The following is a 17,073-nucleotide window of genomic DNA, read 5'->3' as shown; positions in this document are numbered from 1 at the left end:
CACATCACGAAAATTGACATAAGGAGGAATATTCGTGGCTAAAAAAGTTGTCACTCAAGTAAAATTACAAATCCCTGCAGGTCAAGCGAGCCCAGCTCCGCCAGTAGGTCCAGCGTTAGGTCAAGCCGGCGTTAACATCATGTCCTTTACTAAGGAATTTAACGCACGTACTCAAGATCAACAAGGAATGATTATTCCAGTTGTTATTGATGTTTATGAAGACCGTTCATTTACCTTTATTACAAAAACACCACCAGCTCCAATCTTATTAAAAAAAGCTGCTGGCTTGAAAAAGGCTTCAGGTGAACCTAACAAGAACAAAGTCGGAAAGGTTACACGTGACCAAGTCCGTGAAATCGCAGAAATTAAAAAGGCAGACTTAAATGCAGCCGATGTAGAAGCTGCTATGCGTATGGTTGAAGGAACTGCCCGTTCAATGGGAATCACAGTCGAAGACTAAGCGCCAAGGTAGCTTCTCGCCCCGTTTCTATCGGGTGTGGGAGGGAAACCCCGAATAACCACAAATATAGGAGGAAAAATAAATGGCTAAGAAAAGCAAAAACTATGTAGCGGCAAGAGAAAAAGTTGACCGTACAAAGAAATATGATGTAACTGAAGCAGTCGCATTAGCAAAAGAAATTGATTTTGCAAAATTTGATGCCTCTGTTGAAGTATCTTACAATTTAAATATCGATGTTAAAAAAGCAGACCAACAAATCCGTGGCGCAATGGTATTACCACATGGAACGGGTAAAACACAAACAGTGGTAGTTATTGCTAAAGGTGAAAAAGCTGCTGAAGCAGAAGCTGCAGGAGCAGACTTTGTTGGTGAAGAAGACTTAATTAACAAAATCAACGGTGGTTGGTTAGACTTCGATGTAATGGTAGCAACTCCAGATATGATGGGACAAGTTGGACGTTTAGGACGTGTCTTAGGACCTAAAGGCTTAATGCCAAACCCTAAAACAGGTACCGTTACAATGGATGTAACTAAGGCTGTTAACGATATCAAGGCTGGACAAGTAACTTACCGTGCAGATAAAGCGGGTATTGTAAACGTTCCGATTGGTAAAGTTTCTTTTGAAGATGAGAAATTAGTGGAAAACTTCAAAGCACTTCATGAACAAATTATGCGTGTGAAGCCAGCTACAGCTAAAGGTGTATATATTACAAACTTAGCTTTAGCTACTACTTTCGGACCTGGAATCAAGATCAACGTCGAAAGTTTATAATTTCATATTGACAAATATTTTATTTATCTCTATGATGAATAAGTATTTTAAACGACCTAAGACAGTAAGTGGCTTTGCCTTAATTTCTTACCGAGGAAGTTCCCGTTAAACAGGAAGCTATCTCTATGTCTAGGTGACATAGAGATTTTTTATTTTAAAAAATCTCTATACCTAATTGATGGAGGTGAAAGAAGAAACATGGTTAAAGAAGCAGTATTAAATGCAAAAGCTCAAGAAGTTGAAATGATTGCTGAAGATATGAAAAACTCTGCAACAATCGTTGTAGTGGACTATCTTGGCTTAACGGTTGAAGAAGTAACAGACTATCGTAAACAATTGCGTGATGCAGGCGTGCAAATGAAGGTTGTGAAAAACACAATGCTTCGTCGTGCAGCTGAAAAAGCAGGTATTGAAGTTCCTGAAGATTTATTCAAGGGTCCTTCAGCGATCGTCTTCTCAGATGACGTCGTAAACCCAGCTAAAATCTCAGCAAACTTTGCTAAAGACAATGAAACCCTTGAAATTCGTGGAGGAATTGTTGAAGGTCAAGCAGCTACCAAAGAAATGATTGAACAAGTTGCAAAAATGCCTGGTCGCGAAGAATTACTTTCAATGTTACTATCAGTGTTACAAGCACCAATGCGCAATGTGGCATCTGTCCTTTCTCAAGCAAACCCAGCACAACAAATGGTTTACGCTTTAAATGGTGTAATCGACAAAAAAGGTGCTGCCTAAATCAATTACTCGTCGCATAAGAAAAAGATAAACTAAAAAAAATATTTGGAGGAAACCAAAATGGCATTAAATATTGAACAAATTATTGAAGATATCAAATCAGCAACAGTTGTAGAATTAAACGACTTAGTAAAAGCAATTGAAGAAGAATTCGGCGTATCTGCTGCAGCTCCTGTAGCAGTTGCGGCAGGACCTGCTGCTGGCGGCGAAGCTGCTGCAGAGCAAACTGAATTTGACGTTGTATTAAATTCAGCTGGCGACGCTAAAATTAAAGTAATCAAAGTGGTTCGTGAAGCTACTGGCTTAGGCTTGAAAGAAGCTAAAGAATTAGTAGACAACGCTCCTAAAGCAATCAAAGAAGGCGTTTCTAAAGAAGAAGCTGAAGAATTGAAAGCTAAAATTGAAGAAGTTGGCGGATCTGTAGAAGTTAAATAATTTCTCTATCCCATTCATATTAACCTGGTCAGATTTCCTGATCAGGTTTTTTTAATGATATTAAGTATAAGTACTTCGCCATCGGGAAAAAGTGAGATCGAAGGGAAAACATTTTTAAAATCTTAATTTATTTCTAAAGCAACTCTATCAAATATTTATGTTGCTCTTAACTATTAGGGAAGAAAAGAAATAATAAATCTGTGCTAGAATTTTTTTAATTCTCCGAAAAAATAAGACTAAGTAATAGAATGTTTAGTTTTGCACAAAAAAAAACTGTTATAATAGAGTTATTAAATATAGAGGAGTTCGATTTATGCAAAAGATAAAAAACTTTTTTTATTGTTTCTTTATAGGAATAACCATTAGTCTATCCTTTTCTTCAGTTTCGTCAATTAGAGCTGTATCAGATCCCTTTATACCAAGACCAGCTCTTCCATCAGATCTAAAAAAAGTGGATGATTCTGTTGAAATTGACGAAGGTGCAAAAAGTGAAGAAGATTCCCAAGAAATTTCTGACCCCTCAGAAGACCAAGGTTTATTCGAAACAGATATAGTAATATATCCTTTAAATGAATTTGAAGATAAACAGTCTTTAGAAAATTTTACAGAATATATTAAAAATGATTCAAATCTCAATAGTCAGGTAATTATAGAAGATGTTTCTGAAAGCAATCGTTTTCTACTATCTGCTAGATATCATGAGAAAGCTACGGAAGAAGGACAATTAATTGTTCTGTACTTCCCTGTAAATATTTCAGATAAAGATAAAGCTATAGATGTCTTGGAGAAGAATTTGTTATATTACCCAGACCTATTTAAAAAGGGTGAAATTACCCAACAAAATGATGGTTATGACTTGGCATTTGGATTAAGAGTTAATGTAAATACAAATAGTTTTGGGATAGATACAGAAAAACAGGAAATTTACTATTATGATCAAAGGCAACCATACCGGTATGAATTGGAATTTAATGATTACGATCCATATCGTCAAGCTATTGAAGAGCGTTTCCCAGGAGAATTTAATTTTGAAAGTGAAGATAAAGATGGAAAGGTAATAGTGACGCTTAGTCAATTACCATTATCAGATGGTCAAACAAACATACAAAATAGTGAAGAGGCTCTACCTTTGGTAAATGATTTATTCACTCAAATAAAGACCAATATTGATTATTATCTGACTCAGACAAAGATAAAAGAAAAACTAATAAATCTAGGAATTTCTGAAGATAACGTTTCTATCGTTACTATAGGAGCCGCGGTTGTTTTGTTACTTTTAGGAATTGTCTTGATTATTTTTGGGTTCCGTCGCTAAATATGAAAGGAAGAAATTAGAATGAAGAATAAATTTATTAATCTCTTAGCAGTTTCAGTATTGACAGTTGGATTTGTAGGTCCAATTTTTGCTCAGGATACCGCAGATGATAATCCGGACACTGAGCAAATTCCACCTGCCAATGAAGGAAATCAACCTGCTCCACAGGAATCTTCGACCGCACCTAGCCAACCTACTAGTGAAACAACAACTAAGCCTAACAATGATGGTGTTGAGGGTGAAAGTAAAGAAACAACTGTTGCCAATACTACAATTGAAAGTACTCAAGAAACAACTATTCAAACTGTAGAAACGACTGTAACGACGGTTGTTAGCCAGCCTCAACCACAACCTACTCCAAATCCTATACCGACTCAGCCTTATATTCCAAGTCGTCCGCAGCCTTCAAATCGACCAGAAGATTTTGAAGTGATTGAAATACCGGAAACTACTGTTGAAGTGGAAGAAGCGGAAGTAGAAGAAGAGATTGACTTATTCGAAGGAGAATTTATTACTTTCAATGCCAATGTCTTTAAGGACGAGTCAGAAGCCGATGATTTCATTCAAATGATTGAAGAAGATGAAGCGACAAAAGACCGCTTTATTGCAGAAAAAGAAATTGTCGATGAAGATTTTATTTTTGTTCGAGTGAACTATGCAAAAGATGTTGAAGAAGAAGGCCGCTATATCTTATTCTATATTTCAAGTGAATTTGAAACAGAAGAAGAAGCTGAAGAATATTTAGAGAAGCAATTACTGATTTATCCAGATCTTTTTGTTGCTGGAGAAATGATTAAAATTGATGATAGATTTGATATTATATTAGGTATTCGACCAGGTACTGAAACGCAAGCGGTAACTTACGATGAAGATACATTTGAAGTTCAATATGAGGCAGATCGTGAGGAATATCAATATATTGTTAAAGCTGATGAATTAACAGGTGAGTTTATCGACGAAATTCAAATGGCTGTTGAAGAGGCTTTCCCTGGTGAGTTTTCATTCTCTGAAGAAGTAATATCTGATACAGAAAAAGAAGTGACAATGACTCCTCTTGAAAAAGAACAAGAAGCATCGAACCAAGATATGGAAAATGGTCTTGAAGAACAAGAAGAAACAACTACAGAAAATTAAATGATGTGTTAACTAATAAAAGCCCTCAATATTGAGGGCTTTTCTCATGATATTATTTGTCGAATTGTAAAAGAAATTTTTCTAAGTCAGCCATGGAATCAGTATTTTCTAATTTACTGTCTACTTTACCATCATTAACAATAAGTAGTTGAGGAACTGTGGAAATTTTGAAGAAATTATCGACAACATCAAGGAAATTATCATCTTCCACACGTTCATTTATATTATAATAGTGGTAATCTAGGTTCATTTCCTTAGCGAGTTGATTTAACTTTGGTAGAAAAACACGACAAAATGGGCATACATCAAAACCTACATATATTAATTGCTTATTCTGCTTTGAGTCCTCAATAATTGCTTCATAATCACTTTGTTTTGCAATTTTAGAGAGGTTAGACATCTTTAAAGGATTGATAGTTGTTTTACCCGTATATTTTACAATCTGGTCTAAGTCTTTATAGACTTTCTCTTTCATTTTTTTATCTAAATTTAAAAGAGTAAGGCCATCTTTAAAAGAAACTTGGCCATCTTCTCTAACGTAATCATTTTTTCTAATATTAACATTTTGATTTGTGGCTGGATTTTCTTGATTATCTGCTTTAGAATTATTCAATTGACAAGCGGTTAATAAGAAGCTAGTCGATAAAAGTAGAATTATTTTTTTATTTAATAACTTCATAGAAAATTTCCTTTCCTAATGCTTAATAGTGACTTAAATCGTATAGCTATATTTTTAATATCTTATGTATAATAACACATAAATTATATCACTTTTTTTGCAATAATGTTAAGATATATGAGATCTACTCAAGTTAGGGGTGTATTTATGTCTGACCATTATTATAGTCACCAACCACAAAGCGATCATAATGAACGTTATATAGAAGCTTTTCTGTCTAGTAAAAACTATCAATTTGCCACAGATTCAGGAGTTTTTTCTAAAGGAAAAGTGGATTTTGGGTCACGCTTATTGATAGAAAACTTTATAAAACATAATCAAAGCATAAATTCCGGCCAATTATTAGAATTAGGGGCAGGTTATGGACCTATCTCGATTGCTATTGCTGATCAATTGCAGTCACTTCAAGTAGTAGGAATGGAAGTAAATGAGCGAGCACTTGGGTTAGCTAAAGAGAATATGCGGCTGAATCAGGTGACTAATCTGGATTTGATACAAGCAGACGTTGTTATTCATAATTTCAAACCAGTTTACGATTATGTTTTAACTAATCCACCTATTCGAGCAGGCAAAGCTGTTATTCAAAAGTTTGTGACTCAAGCTTATCAAGCACTCAAAGAAGAAGGGAAGTTATGGGTGGTTATCCAGAAAAAACAAGGTGCACCTAGCATGAAAAAATTTATGGAAGAAACTTTTAATAATGTTAATGAAATCGATCGTTCTAAAGGCTATTGGATTTTACAATCGATCAAGCCGCTTTAAGTATAGTAAGTTGTTTTAAAAGAAATTAGAGATTAGAGGGGAAGCGGTTAGTTGTTTGGTAAAGTTAAAGATTATGTTACTCAGATTTCGGCTCCTATATATATCGTTCTGATGTTTGTCGTGATTTCTTTTGTTGGTGGTATATTATTAGCTACTCCATTTGCCAGTCAATCGGGTGAATGGACCAAGCTCATTGATGCTTGGTTTACAGCTGTATCTGCAGTTTGCGTGACTGGTAATGTGACTGTCAACACCACTGAGCATTGGAATTATTTTGGGCGAACGATTATTTTAATTTTAATTGAAATTGGTGGTCTAGGATTCATGACTTTATGGGTCACCGTCTTTATCTATATGGGCAAGCAAATTAATTTAAGACTACATAAAGTCTTGCTTGAATCTTTAAATATTTCCGATATTTCTGAAGTCAGAAATCTTTTGAGCTATATCATTCAATTCTCTTTGGTAGTGCAAATTATAGGGGCAGCTTTATTAGGAATTGATTTTATTCCACGTTTCGGTTGGTTAAAAGGGACTTATTATGCCATCTTTCATAGTGTATCCGCTTTTTGTAATGCCGGTTTTGATTTGTTGGGGGACTCAATGATTGGTTTTCAAGATAATCCATTGGTTCTCTTAACTTGTATTGGATTAATCATCATTGGTGGGTTAGGTTTCATTGTTTGGCGAGATTTGCTGACTTTTTACCGCAATCGTAATCTATTGTGGCATACTAAAATAGTTTTGACTACAACAGCTATTTTACTCCTATTAGGAACAGTATTATTTGCCTTAACTGAACAGTCTACTCCTTTATTTAAAGACCAGCCCTTCTTTATTAGACTTATAAACTATCTCTTTCTAGCAGTAACACCACGTACTGCCGGCTTTTCGAACGTGGATTATACTGCTTTATCTTCAGCCGGAATTTTCTTAACGATTGTTTTAATGTTTTTAGGTGCCTCCTCTGGATCCACCGGAGGTGGGATCAAAACTACCACTCTGGCAAGTCTATTAATTTTTTCTTCTTCGGCTATTCGTCGCAAAGGATCCGTTATATTTAAGCGAACCATACCTGAAGGTGCTATTTTGAAAGCTATTTTTATTTTAATTTCAGGATTAAGCTTAATTACCTTTGTAACAATGATTTTGTTGATAACGGAAACCATTCCTCCAGGATTTGGAATCGAATATATAGTGGTAGAAGTAGTCTCTTGTTTTTCAACAGTTGGTTTGAGTATGGGGCTAACTCCTAATTTAACTACCATTGGTAAAACTGTTTTAATTTTTATGATGTTTATTGGTCGAATTGGGTTGCTGACTGTATTTTGGTCAGCAAGTATGGGAAGAAAACCATCGAAGATTAAATACCCACACGGCAACCTGATGATAGGATAGAGAAGGAGGAAATCTCATGAAAAAAGAAATTACAGCAGTCTTAGGGCTTGGGTTATTTGGAACTTCCTTAGCCAAAACCTTAGCAGAAAACCACAAGCAAGTAATCGTGATTGATCGTGATATGGAACTAGTTGAAGGGATTGCAAGCAAAGTAGAGGTGGCTGTACAAGGCGACTTTACTAAGTATGAAGTATTAAAAGAAGCAGGTGTTGGTGAAGCGCAAATGGCGATTATTGCTTCCTCTTCTAAATTTGATAATACTATCACAACCTTATTATCCTTACAAAAATTAGGAGTTCCAACGATTATCGCTAAAACACGAAAAGAAGAATATAAAGAAGTGCTTTTAAAATTAGGTGTTGACCGCGTCATTTTACCCGAAACGGATATGGGGATTCGGATTGGTAATGAACTGACGAATGATTCGGTATTAGATTTGATTCAATTAGATGCCCAAAGTCATATTGTCGAATTTACTGCTCGAAAAAATTGGATAGGTAAGACGATTGAGGAAATTAATTTTAGAAGTCGTTATGATATTAATTTGATTGCTATTAAGTCTCGAATTGAAGAAGGTTTTGATATTAATGTCGATCCAAACTTTATCATAGAAGAGAGTGATCTTTTTGTCGGTTTAACCAATACCAATGATGCGAAAGTCTTATTAGAAAAAGAAATATAAGATTCTGTATTTTATAAGATCACCTACTAATTTAATGTGGGTGGTCTTTTGATTTTAAAGTTTGAAAAGGAAAGTATTGACTTTGATAAAAAATAAGTGTATTATTGAATAACGCATAGCGTGAACATTGAATTCAAAATGGCACCGAAATATTGTCCGGTCGGCGATTTTGGCAGAGTAAACAAAAGATTGAGGAAGCTTAGGCGATTAAAATCAATTCTTTTGTCTTTTTTTTGGCCTTAAAAACGGGTAAAAGGCGCTTTGTTGTCAAATTGTAACATTTGTTAACGAATTGTAATCTGCCAGTCGATAGTTAAAGCAAGCCCAGAAGAATCACCATTCGCTACGTAATATTAAAGAGGGGTGAATTGTTTGAGTCAGCATCATATCGTGAAATATGGTAAAAAAGCAGAACGTCGTAGTTATGCACGAATTGATGAGGTTTTGGAATTACCAAACTTGATTGAAATCCAAACCGATTCCTATCAATGGTTTTTAGAAGAAGGATTAAAAACCATGTTCCAAGATATCTCGCCAATCGTCGATCATACAGAAAATTTAGAACTTTATTTCCATGATTACTCATTTCAAGAAGCTAAATATACAGTAGAAGAAGCTCGTTCCCACGATGCCAATTACTCTAAACCAATCTATGTTAATTTACGCTTAGTTAACAAAGAAACCGGTGAAGTAAAAGAACAGGAAGTTTTCTTTGGCGATTTCCCAATTATGACGGATATGGGAACTTTCATTATTAATGGAGCAGAACGTGTGATTGTTTCACAATTAGTTCGTTCGCCAGGAGTATATTTTCATGACAAAATAGACAAAAAATCAAGACATACTTTCGCTTCAACCGTTATTCCTAACCGAGGAGCATGGTTAGAATTTGAAACGGATGCTAAAGGTATTGCCTATGTCAGAATTGACCGTACACGTAAATTACCAATTACAGCTTTAATTCGTGCACTTGGTTTTGGTGAAGATGATGAGATTGTTGAAATCCTATCTGAAACTACTTTATTAAATGACACATTAGCTAAGGATGTTCATAAAAACATTTCTGATTCCCGTGCTGAAGAAGCCTTGAAAGACATTTATGAGCGTCTACGTCCTGGTGAGCCGAAGACAGCAGACTCTTCACGTAATTTATTAACGGCTCGTTTCTTTGACCCGAGACGTTATGATTTAGCGCCAGTTGGACGTTATAAGATTAATAAAAAACTACACCTAAAACACCGTCTACTAGGAATGACCCTTGCAGAGACTTTAGCAGATCCAGAAACAGGAGAAGTGATCTTCACTGAAGGAACTGAACTTTCAGCAGGAGATATTGAACGTTTAATTCCTTACTTAGACAATGGATTAAATGTTTATACCTATACACCTTCTCCGGATGGAGTTATTGGAGAACCGATTGATCTGCAAGTGGTGAAGGTATACTCACCAGTTGATTCGGACCGTGTAATTAATATTGTCGGTAACGCTAATCTTGAAGGAGTGCATAACTTAACTCCAGCAGATATTATCGCTTCAATGAACTACTATTTATTATTAAATGAACAAGTAGGTTCAACAGATGATATTGACCATTTGGGTAACCGTCGTATTCGTTCAGTCGGTGAATTGTTACAAAATCAATTCCGTATTGGTTTATCTCGTATGGAAAGAGTAGTCCGTGAAAGAATGTCTCTACAAGATATTTCAACAATGACACCGCAGCAGTTAATTAATATTCGTCCAGTTGTTGCGGCGATTAAAGAGTTCTTTGGTTCATCTCAATTATCACAATTCATGGATCAAACCAATCCATTAGGCGAGTTGACTCATAAGCGTCGTCTTTCTGCCTTAGGACCTGGTGGTTTAACGCGTGATCGTGCTGGATATGAAGTGCGCGACGTTCACTATTCTCACTACGGTCGTATGTGTCCAATTGAAACACCAGAAGGACCAAACATCGGATTGATTAACTCTTTATCTTCTTATGCAAAAATCAACCGTTATGGTTTTATTGAAACACCTTACCGTAAAGTAGATAAGGCTAATAAGACAGTTACAGAAGAAATTGCTTATCTATCAGCAGACGAAGAAGATTTATACATCATTGCTCAAGCCAACTCTCGTCTAAATGAGGATGGTACTTTTGCTAATGATACAGTTATGGCTCGTTATAAAGACCAAAACTTAGAAGTTAAAACGAACACTGTTGACTTTATGGACGTTTCACCTAAACAAGTTGTTGCAGTAGCGACTGCTTCGATTCCGTTCTTAGAAAACGATGACTCCAACCGTGCTCTGATGGGAGCCAACATGCAGCGTCAAGCAGTTCCTTTAATTCGTCCTAAAGCTCCAATCATTGGAACAGGAATTGAATATAAGGCTGCTCATGACTCAGGTGCGGCATTAATCTGTCGTCGTCCAGGTCGAGTAACTTATGTGGATGCTGAACGTGTTCGCGTGCAGTTGGATGATGGTTCTATTGATGAATACCGCTTAACTAAATTTGCGCGTTCAAATGCGGGAACTTGCTATAACCAACGTCCTATTGTGGTTGTTGGAGACCAAGTTGATGCCAATGAAATCTTAGCCGATGGATCCTCGATGGAAAATGGTGAAATGGCCTTAGGTCAAAATCCATTGGTAGCCTTTATGACTTGGGATGGATACAATTATGAGGATGCTATCATCATGTCTGAACGTTTAGTTAAAGACGATGTTTATACCTCTATCCATATTGAAGAATATGAATCAGAATCTCGTGATACTAAGTTAGGACCAGAAGAAATTACGCGTGAAATTCCTAATGTTAGTGAGGAAGCCCTCAAGTATCTAGATAAAGATGGAATTATTATGGTCGGTGCGGAAGTTCGCGACGGAGACATTTTGGTCGGAAAAGTCACACCAAAAGGTGTGACTGAACTGACTGCAGAAGAGCGTCTTTTACATGCTATTTTTGGTGAAAAAGCACGTGAAGTTCGTGACACTTCCTTAAGAGTTCCTCACGGTGGAGGCGGAATTGTTCATGACGTTAAGATTTTCACTCGTGAAAATGGTGACGAACTTTCACCTGGTGTGAATAAATTAGTTCGTGTATACATTGTTCAAAAACGTAAGATCCAAGTCGGCGATAAAATGGCTGGACGTCACGGAAATAAAGGGGTTGTCTCTTTAATTATGCCGGAAGAAGACATGCCATTCATGCCTGATGGAACACCGGTTGATATTATGTTAAACCCACTAGGGGTTCCTTCACGGATGAATATCGGACAGGTCTTTGAATTACACTTAGGAATGGCTGGACGTCAATTAGGTATTAATTTCGCCACCCCTGTTTTTGATGGGGCGAATGAAGAAGAGGTTTGGGAAACAGTTAGAGAAGCCGGACTAGAGCCAGACGCTAAGACAACGCTTTACGATGGACGTACTGGTGAACCGTTTGACCGTAAGGTTTCAGTTGGCGTCATGTACATGTTGAAACTTGCTCACATGGTTGATGATAAATTGCATGCACGTTCAACAGGACCTTACTCCCTTGTTACGCAACAACCTCTTGGAGGTAAAGCACAGTTTGGTGGACAACGTTTTGGAGAGATGGAAGTTTGGGCTTTAGAAGCCTATGGTGCAGCTTATACCTTGCAAGAAATCTTGACCTATAAATCAGATGATGTGGTGGGTCGCGTGAAGACTTATGAAGCAATTGTTAAGGGCGAAGCCATTCCAAAACCAGGTGTACCTGAATCCTTCCGTGTATTAGTTAAAGAACTACAAGCTTTAGGATTGGACTTAAAAGTCTTAGATGCTGAAGATAGAGAAATTGAACTATTGGATGATGACGATGAAGATGATGTAATCAACTTTAATGCGCTTGAAAAGTATAAAGAAGACCAAAAAGCTGCTGAAGAAAAGAGCGTCGTTCAAACAAGTGAAACTAATGAAAGTTCAGCCTCAATTACTAGTGTGAATACAACTACAGAAGACTAGTAATTTCTAAATGCCTTGGAGCCATTGGAGAAAAGGCACTCCATAAATTGGTGGAAACACCAGCTTAAATCAAGAAGGAGGTCGGCCCCTTGATAGATGTTAATAAATTTGATTCCATGAAAATCGGTCTCGCGTCCCCCGAAAAAATCCGTTCATGGTCTTATGGGGAAGTAAAAAAACCAGAAACCATCAACTATCGAACATTAAAACCTGAAAAAGATGGACTCTTTTGCGAGCGTATCTTTGGCCCTACTAAAGATTGGGAATGTTCCTGTGGAAAGTTAAAACGTGTACGTTATAAAGGTCGCGTATGTGACCGTTGTGGCGTCGAAGTAACTCGCGCTAAAGTGCGTCGTGAAAGAATGGGGCATATTGAATTAGCAGCCCCTGTGACTCATGTTTGGTATTTTAAAGGAATTCCAAGCCGTATCGGCTTGATTCTTGACATGAGTCCAAGATTATTAGAAGAAGTGATTTACTTTGCTTCATATATAGTTATTGATCCAGGCGATACAGGTTTAGAATATAAGTCATTACTCACTGAGACAGAGTATCGTGAGAAAAAACGCGAATTCGGAAACCGTTTCTATGCCAAAATGGGTGCAGAAGCAATTAAAGAGCTCCTACATGCAGTCGATGTAGATGCCGAGATTACTGAGCTACGTGAAGAGCTTAAGACTTTAACTGGACAAAAAAGAACCAGAGCCATTCGTCGTTTAGATATTCTAGATTCTTTCCAAGAATCAGGGAACAAACCAGAATGGATGGTTATGGATGTACTACCAGTTATCCCACCTGATCTACGTCCGATGGTTCAGTTAGAAGGAGGACGCTTTGCAACCTCTGACTTAAACGATCTTTACCGTCGAGTAATTAATCGTAACAATCGTTTGAAGCGTCTTTTAGATTTGGGAGCACCGAATATCATCGTGCAAAATGAAAAACGGATGTTACAAGAAGCAGTCGATGCCTTGATTGATAATGGTCGTCGTGGTCGCGCTGTAACGGGACCAGGTAATCGTCCATTAAAATCACTTTCCCATATGTTAAAAGGAAAACAAGGACGTTTCCGTCAAAACCTTTTAGGAAAACGTGTGGACTACTCTGGTCGTTCTGTTATCGTTGTCGGTCCGTCATTAAAGATGTACCAATGTGGTATTCCTAAAGAAATGGCCATCGAACTATTTAAGCCTTTCGTGATGAAAGAGTTAGTAGAACGCGAAATAGCTAGCAACGTTAAAAATGCTAAACGCATGATTGAAGTTCAACATGATGCGATTTGGCCAGTGATTGAAGAAGTCATTAAGGAGCACCCGGTATTACTTAACCGAGCACCTACTCTTCACCGTTTAGGTATTCAAGCCTTTGAACCAGTTTTAATTGAAGGGAAAGCTATTCGTCTACATCCATTGGTATGTAACGCTTATAATGCAGATTTTGATGGGGACCAAATGGCGGTTCACGTTCCTTTATCGGAAGAAGCTCAAGCAGAAGCCCGATTATTAATGTTAGGTGCACAAAATATTCTAAGTCCTAAGGACGGAAAACCTGTGGCAACACCTTCACAGGATATGGTACTTGGTAATTACTATCTAACCATTGAAGAGCCAGGGCGTGTTGGTGAAGGAATGATTATTAGTTCCATTTCAGAAGCAGAAATCGCTTATCAAAATGGTTATGTACATTTACATACCCGTGTGGCGATTCCTGCCAAGGCTTTCACTAATAAAACATTTACTGATTGGCAAAAAGAACGTTTAATGGTTACAACCATTGGTAAATTATTCTTTAATGAAATCATGCCAGATGAATTCCCGTACTTAAATGAGCCATCCAATGAAAACTTAACTCAAAAAACACCTGATAAGTATTTCTTAGAACCAGGTGTAAACGTTAAAGAAGCGATTGAACAGATGGAACCTGTTTCACCATTTAAGAAAAAAGATTTTGGTAATATTATCGCTGAAGTCTTTAAACACTATCACATTACTCAGACTTCAATTATGTTAGATAAAATGAAAGATTTGGGTTATAAATATTCTACTCAATCAGGTATTACTGTAGGGGTAGCGGATGTACTAAGCTTAGATAGTAAAGCGGAAATTTTAGAGAAAGCTCATTCAAAAGTTGATGAAATCACTCGAATGAGACGACGTGGTCTTTTAACTGAGGATGAACGTTATGAAAGTGTTATTCGTACATGGGAACAAGCTAAAGATCAAATTCAAAAAAATCTACAAAAGAGCTTACCACGCTTAAACCCAATCTTCATGATGTCTGATTCTGGTGCCCGTGGTAATATCTCTAACTTTACCCAGCTAGCCGGAATGCGTGGAAACATGGCGGCACCTTCTGGTAAAATTATCGAATTACCAATTACATCCAACTTCCGAGAAGGATTAAACGTTATGGAAATGTTTATCTCCACTCACGGGGCACGTAAAGGGATGACCGATACGGCCTTGAAGACTGCTGACTCAGGTTATTTAACACGTCGTTTGGTGGATGTCGCTCAGGATGTAATCATTCGTGAAGAAGATTGTGGAACGGACCGTGGGGTTGAAATCCGAGAAATTGCCGACGGTAATTCAATCATTGAATCATTGGAAGAACGTCTACAAGGACGTTATGCCCATAAATCAGTCATTCATCCGGAAACCGGAGAAGTGATTGTTAAAGCTCAAGAATTGATTACAGATGAGAAGGCTGCAGAAATCATTAAAGCGGGCATTGAAGCTGTAACTATCCGTTCAGTCTTTACATGTAATACCGATCATGGTGTATGTAAACACTGCTATGGACGCAACTTGGCGACTGGATCAGAAGTAGAAGTCGGAGAAGCCGTAGGTACAATTGCAGCTCAATCTATCGGTGAACCTGGTACTCAGTTAACCATGCGTACCTTCCATACGGGAGGGGTAGCTGGTGGTGGCGATATTACTCAAGGTTTACCACGTATTCAAGAAATTTTTGAAGCACGGGTTCCAAAAGGACAAGCAACCATTACAGAAGTCGCGGGAGTTGTCACCTCTATTGAAGAAAAATCAAGTGAGCGTCTAAAAGAAATTACCGTTACAGGAGTGACGGATAACCGTACCTATAAAGTGGCTTATGCCGCTCGTCTTAAAGTCAACGAAGGCGATCGTGTAGAACGTGGTCAAGCTTTAACTGAAGGATCAATTGATCCAAAAGAATTGTTGGCAGTTACTGACGTCTTAACGGTTCAAAAATACATTATGCGTGAAGTTCAGGCTGTTTATCGTGGCCAAGGGGTAGAAATTGGTGATAAACACGCTGAGGTAATGGCTCGTCAAATGTTACGTAAAGTTCGTGTAATGGACCCTGCCTCTACATCTATTTTGCCAGGGGCCCTGATGGATATCGCAGACTTTGCTAAGGCAAATAAAGACACCATTACAAGTGGTGAAACACCGGCTACGGCTCGACCAGTCTTACTTGGAATTACTAAAGCTGCTCTTGAGACAAAATCATTTATCTCAGCTGCTTCCTTCCAAGAGACAACTCGTGTCTTAACCGATGCAGCCATTCGTGGAGACCGAGACTACTTAATTGGTCTGAAAGAAAATGTTATCATTGGTAAATTAATCCCGGCGGGTACTGGAATGAATAGCTATCGGGAACTGGAAATCCAAACAACTCAAGATACTATTCCTATACCAACTGAGATGACAGAAGAACCACAGCAAATGAAGTAAACGAAATAATTTAAACCCTTCAGTAGTCTGAAGGGTTTTTTTATATCAAAATATAATTACTAATAAAGGAAAACATCAGGAACGGAATAAAAGGAATTTTTTTACTATTAGAAAGATAACAATATAGAAGTCCTGATGAAGCTGCTAAAAACAAAAAGTAAGGCATAGAGTCTAGATGAATAAACAAAAGAGAGGTGCAGATAAATTTTAAATCAGCGCCTCCAATCCAGTACTGTTCAGTTATCATAAGAAGAAAGCTAAAGAAACAGAAAATAAGAAAATATCGAAATGGAATAATACTATGAGAATAATTATAAATTAGCCCAAGTAATAGAAACGAAAGTTGTAAAGAATCAGGAACCCACTGATCAAGTATATCCATGAATGTCATAAACAATAAGATAAGTAATAAAATAGTGTTAAACCAAGAAAAACCATCATTTGAAAAAATGAAGAGAGAGAAGAGTCCACCAATTAATTCGAAATGAAAATTTGTGATGTTTATTTTTTGATAGCAGAAATAACAACGTCCTTTTAATAATAAATATGAAAATAAAGGAAACAACTGCCAGAAGTAGAGTTTGTGCTGACAATGATCACAAGAAGATCGTGCCTTCCATTCAAAGCTATCGTTTATAATGGAATAAGAAAGATAGTAAACAAAACTTGCTAAACAGGATCCAATATAAAAATACAGAAAATAAGCCATCTCTAACTCCTTAAAAAAATTATATTATTAAATACACTAAAAAAAGTAAAAAGTGTTAAAAAAATCAAAAAATCATTGACACAAATAAAATTTGGTAGTAGAATATAATTCCTGCTAGCAAATATCTTAATAAAAAACAGATATTCAGAAGAAAAATCGAAAAAACTCCAAAAAAGGTTTGACAAAAAAACCAAACCATGCTAGTATATAGAAGTTGTCACTTCTGACAGCGAAGCTCATTGAAAACTGAACAAAGACAAACACCAAAATGTGTAAGGGTCTATTCGTAAAACCG

13 protein-coding genes and 1 other annotated feature are annotated in these 17,073 nt (G+C 37.0%); of the genes, 11 read left to right on the top strand and 2 right to left on the bottom strand.

All coding sequences use genetic code 11. From position 1 onward, the window contains the following. The first annotated feature begins 34 nt into the window (after window positions 1–34). The 6 genes from rplK to NW240_RS07525 all read left to right on the top strand — a co-directional run bounded on the left by rplK (window position 35) and on the right by NW240_RS07525 (window position 4,851). Window positions 35–460, top strand: coding sequence for a 50S ribosomal protein L11 (gene rplK, locus NW240_RS07550; protein WP_258436936.1), 426 nt, complete (start codon window positions 35–37; stop codon window positions 458–460). Between the two features lie 82 nt (window positions 461–542). Continuing rightward, entirely contained in the window at window positions 543–1,232 is a 690-nt protein-coding gene (rplA, locus tag NW240_RS07545) for a 50S ribosomal protein L1 (protein ID WP_258436935.1), read from the top strand. Window positions 1,233–1,269: 37 nt separating this feature from the next. Beyond that, window positions 1,270–1,392: a sequence feature (ribosomal protein L10 leader region), on the top strand. 38 nt (window positions 1,393–1,430) lie between these two features. Next, window positions 1,431–1,967, top strand: a complete 537-nt coding sequence (gene rplJ, locus NW240_RS07540; protein ID WP_258436934.1) for a 50S ribosomal protein L10 — start codon at window positions 1,431–1,433, stop codon at window positions 1,965–1,967. Window positions 1,968–2,027: 60 nt separating this feature from the next. Next, a complete protein-coding gene (gene rplL / locus NW240_RS07535; protein WP_258436933.1) occupies window positions 2,028–2,402 on the top strand; it encodes a 50S ribosomal protein L7/L12 in 375 nt (124 codons plus the stop codon). Between the two features lie 313 nt (window positions 2,403–2,715). After that, complete coding sequence (locus tag NW240_RS07530; RefSeq protein WP_258436932.1) at window positions 2,716–3,717, top strand: hypothetical protein; 1,002 nt, start codon at window positions 2,716–2,718, stop codon at window positions 3,715–3,717. 21 nt (window positions 3,718–3,738) lie between these two features. Next, window positions 3,739–4,851, top strand: coding sequence for a hypothetical protein (locus NW240_RS07525; protein WP_258436931.1), 1,113 nt, complete (start codon window positions 3,739–3,741; stop codon window positions 4,849–4,851). A gap of 52 nt (window positions 4,852–4,903) precedes the next feature. Here NW240_RS07525 and NW240_RS07520 read toward each other — a convergent pair whose 3' ends face one another. After that, window positions 4,904–5,530, bottom strand: coding sequence for a thioredoxin family protein (locus tag NW240_RS07520; RefSeq protein WP_258436930.1), 627 nt, complete (start codon window positions 5,528–5,530; stop codon window positions 4,904–4,906). Between the two features lie 147 nt (window positions 5,531–5,677). Between NW240_RS07520 and NW240_RS07515 the strand changes: the two genes are divergently transcribed. The 5 genes from NW240_RS07515 (at window position 5,678) to rpoC (ending at window position 16,069) form a co-directional block, all read left to right on the top strand. Next, window positions 5,678–6,292, top strand: coding sequence for a class I SAM-dependent methyltransferase (locus NW240_RS07515; protein ID WP_258436929.1), 615 nt, complete (start codon window positions 5,678–5,680; stop codon window positions 6,290–6,292). A gap of 51 nt (window positions 6,293–6,343) precedes the next feature. Then, the gene (locus tag NW240_RS07510; RefSeq protein ID WP_258436928.1) at window positions 6,344–7,690 is read left to right on the top strand and encodes a TrkH family potassium uptake protein; all 1,347 of its coding nucleotides are present in this window, start codon (window positions 6,344–6,346) and stop codon (window positions 7,688–7,690) included. 16 nt (window positions 7,691–7,706) lie between these two features. Beyond that, complete coding sequence (locus NW240_RS07505) at window positions 7,707–8,372, top strand: TrkA family potassium uptake protein (protein WP_258436927.1); 666 nt, start codon at window positions 7,707–7,709, stop codon at window positions 8,370–8,372. 372 nt (window positions 8,373–8,744) lie between these two features. Further along, a complete protein-coding gene (gene rpoB, locus NW240_RS07500; protein WP_258436925.1) occupies window positions 8,745–12,353 on the top strand; it encodes a DNA-directed RNA polymerase subunit beta in 3,609 nt (1,202 codons plus the stop codon). Window positions 12,354–12,442: 89 nt separating this feature from the next. Next, window positions 12,443–16,069 (top strand): DNA-directed RNA polymerase subunit beta', encoded by a 3,627-nt coding sequence (gene rpoC / locus NW240_RS07495; RefSeq protein ID WP_258436923.1) that lies wholly within the window; start codon window positions 12,443–12,445, stop codon window positions 16,067–16,069. A gap of 40 nt (window positions 16,070–16,109) precedes the next feature. On the opposite strand, the gene NW240_RS08575 is transcribed toward rpoC, so the two are convergent. Next, window positions 16,110–16,778, bottom strand: coding sequence for a prepilin peptidase (locus tag NW240_RS08575; RefSeq protein ID WP_396134603.1), 669 nt, complete (start codon window positions 16,776–16,778; stop codon window positions 16,110–16,112). Window positions 16,779–17,073: the final 295 nt, after the last annotated feature.

Origin of the sequence: Facklamia sp. 7083-14-GEN3, from assembly GCF_024742075.1 — a bacterium.
Taxonomy (GTDB): domain Bacteria; phylum Bacillota; class Bacilli; order Lactobacillales; family Aerococcaceae; genus Facklamia.
This window is presented reverse-complemented; position numbering and strand designations above follow the sequence as displayed.

Coding starts and splice junctions, on each gene's coding strand:
- rplA (WP_258436935.1), top strand. CDS start 543: ATGGCTAAGAAAAGCAAAAACTATGTAGCGGCAAGAGAAAAAGTTGAC.
- rplJ (WP_258436934.1), top strand. CDS start 1,431: ATGGTTAAAGAAGCAGTATTAAATGCAAAAGCTCAAGAAGTTGAAATG.
- rplL (WP_258436933.1), top strand. CDS start 2,028: ATGGCATTAAATATTGAACAAATTATTGAAGATATCAAATCAGCAACA.
- NW240_RS07530 (WP_258436932.1), top strand. CDS start 2,716: ATGCAAAAGATAAAAAACTTTTTTTATTGTTTCTTTATAGGAATAACC.
- NW240_RS07525 (WP_258436931.1), top strand. CDS start 3,739: ATGAAGAATAAATTTATTAATCTCTTAGCAGTTTCAGTATTGACAGTT.
- NW240_RS07520 (WP_258436930.1), bottom strand. CDS start 5,530: ATGAAGTTATTAAATAAAAAAATAATTCTACTTTTATCGACTAGCTTC.
- NW240_RS07515 (WP_258436929.1), top strand. CDS start 5,678: ATGTCTGACCATTATTATAGTCACCAACCACAAAGCGATCATAATGAA.
- NW240_RS07505 (WP_258436927.1), top strand. CDS start 7,707: ATGAAAAAAGAAATTACAGCAGTCTTAGGGCTTGGGTTATTTGGAACT.
- NW240_RS08575 (WP_396134603.1), bottom strand. CDS start 16,778: ATGGCTTATTTTCTGTATTTTTATATTGGATCCTGTTTAGCAAGTTTT.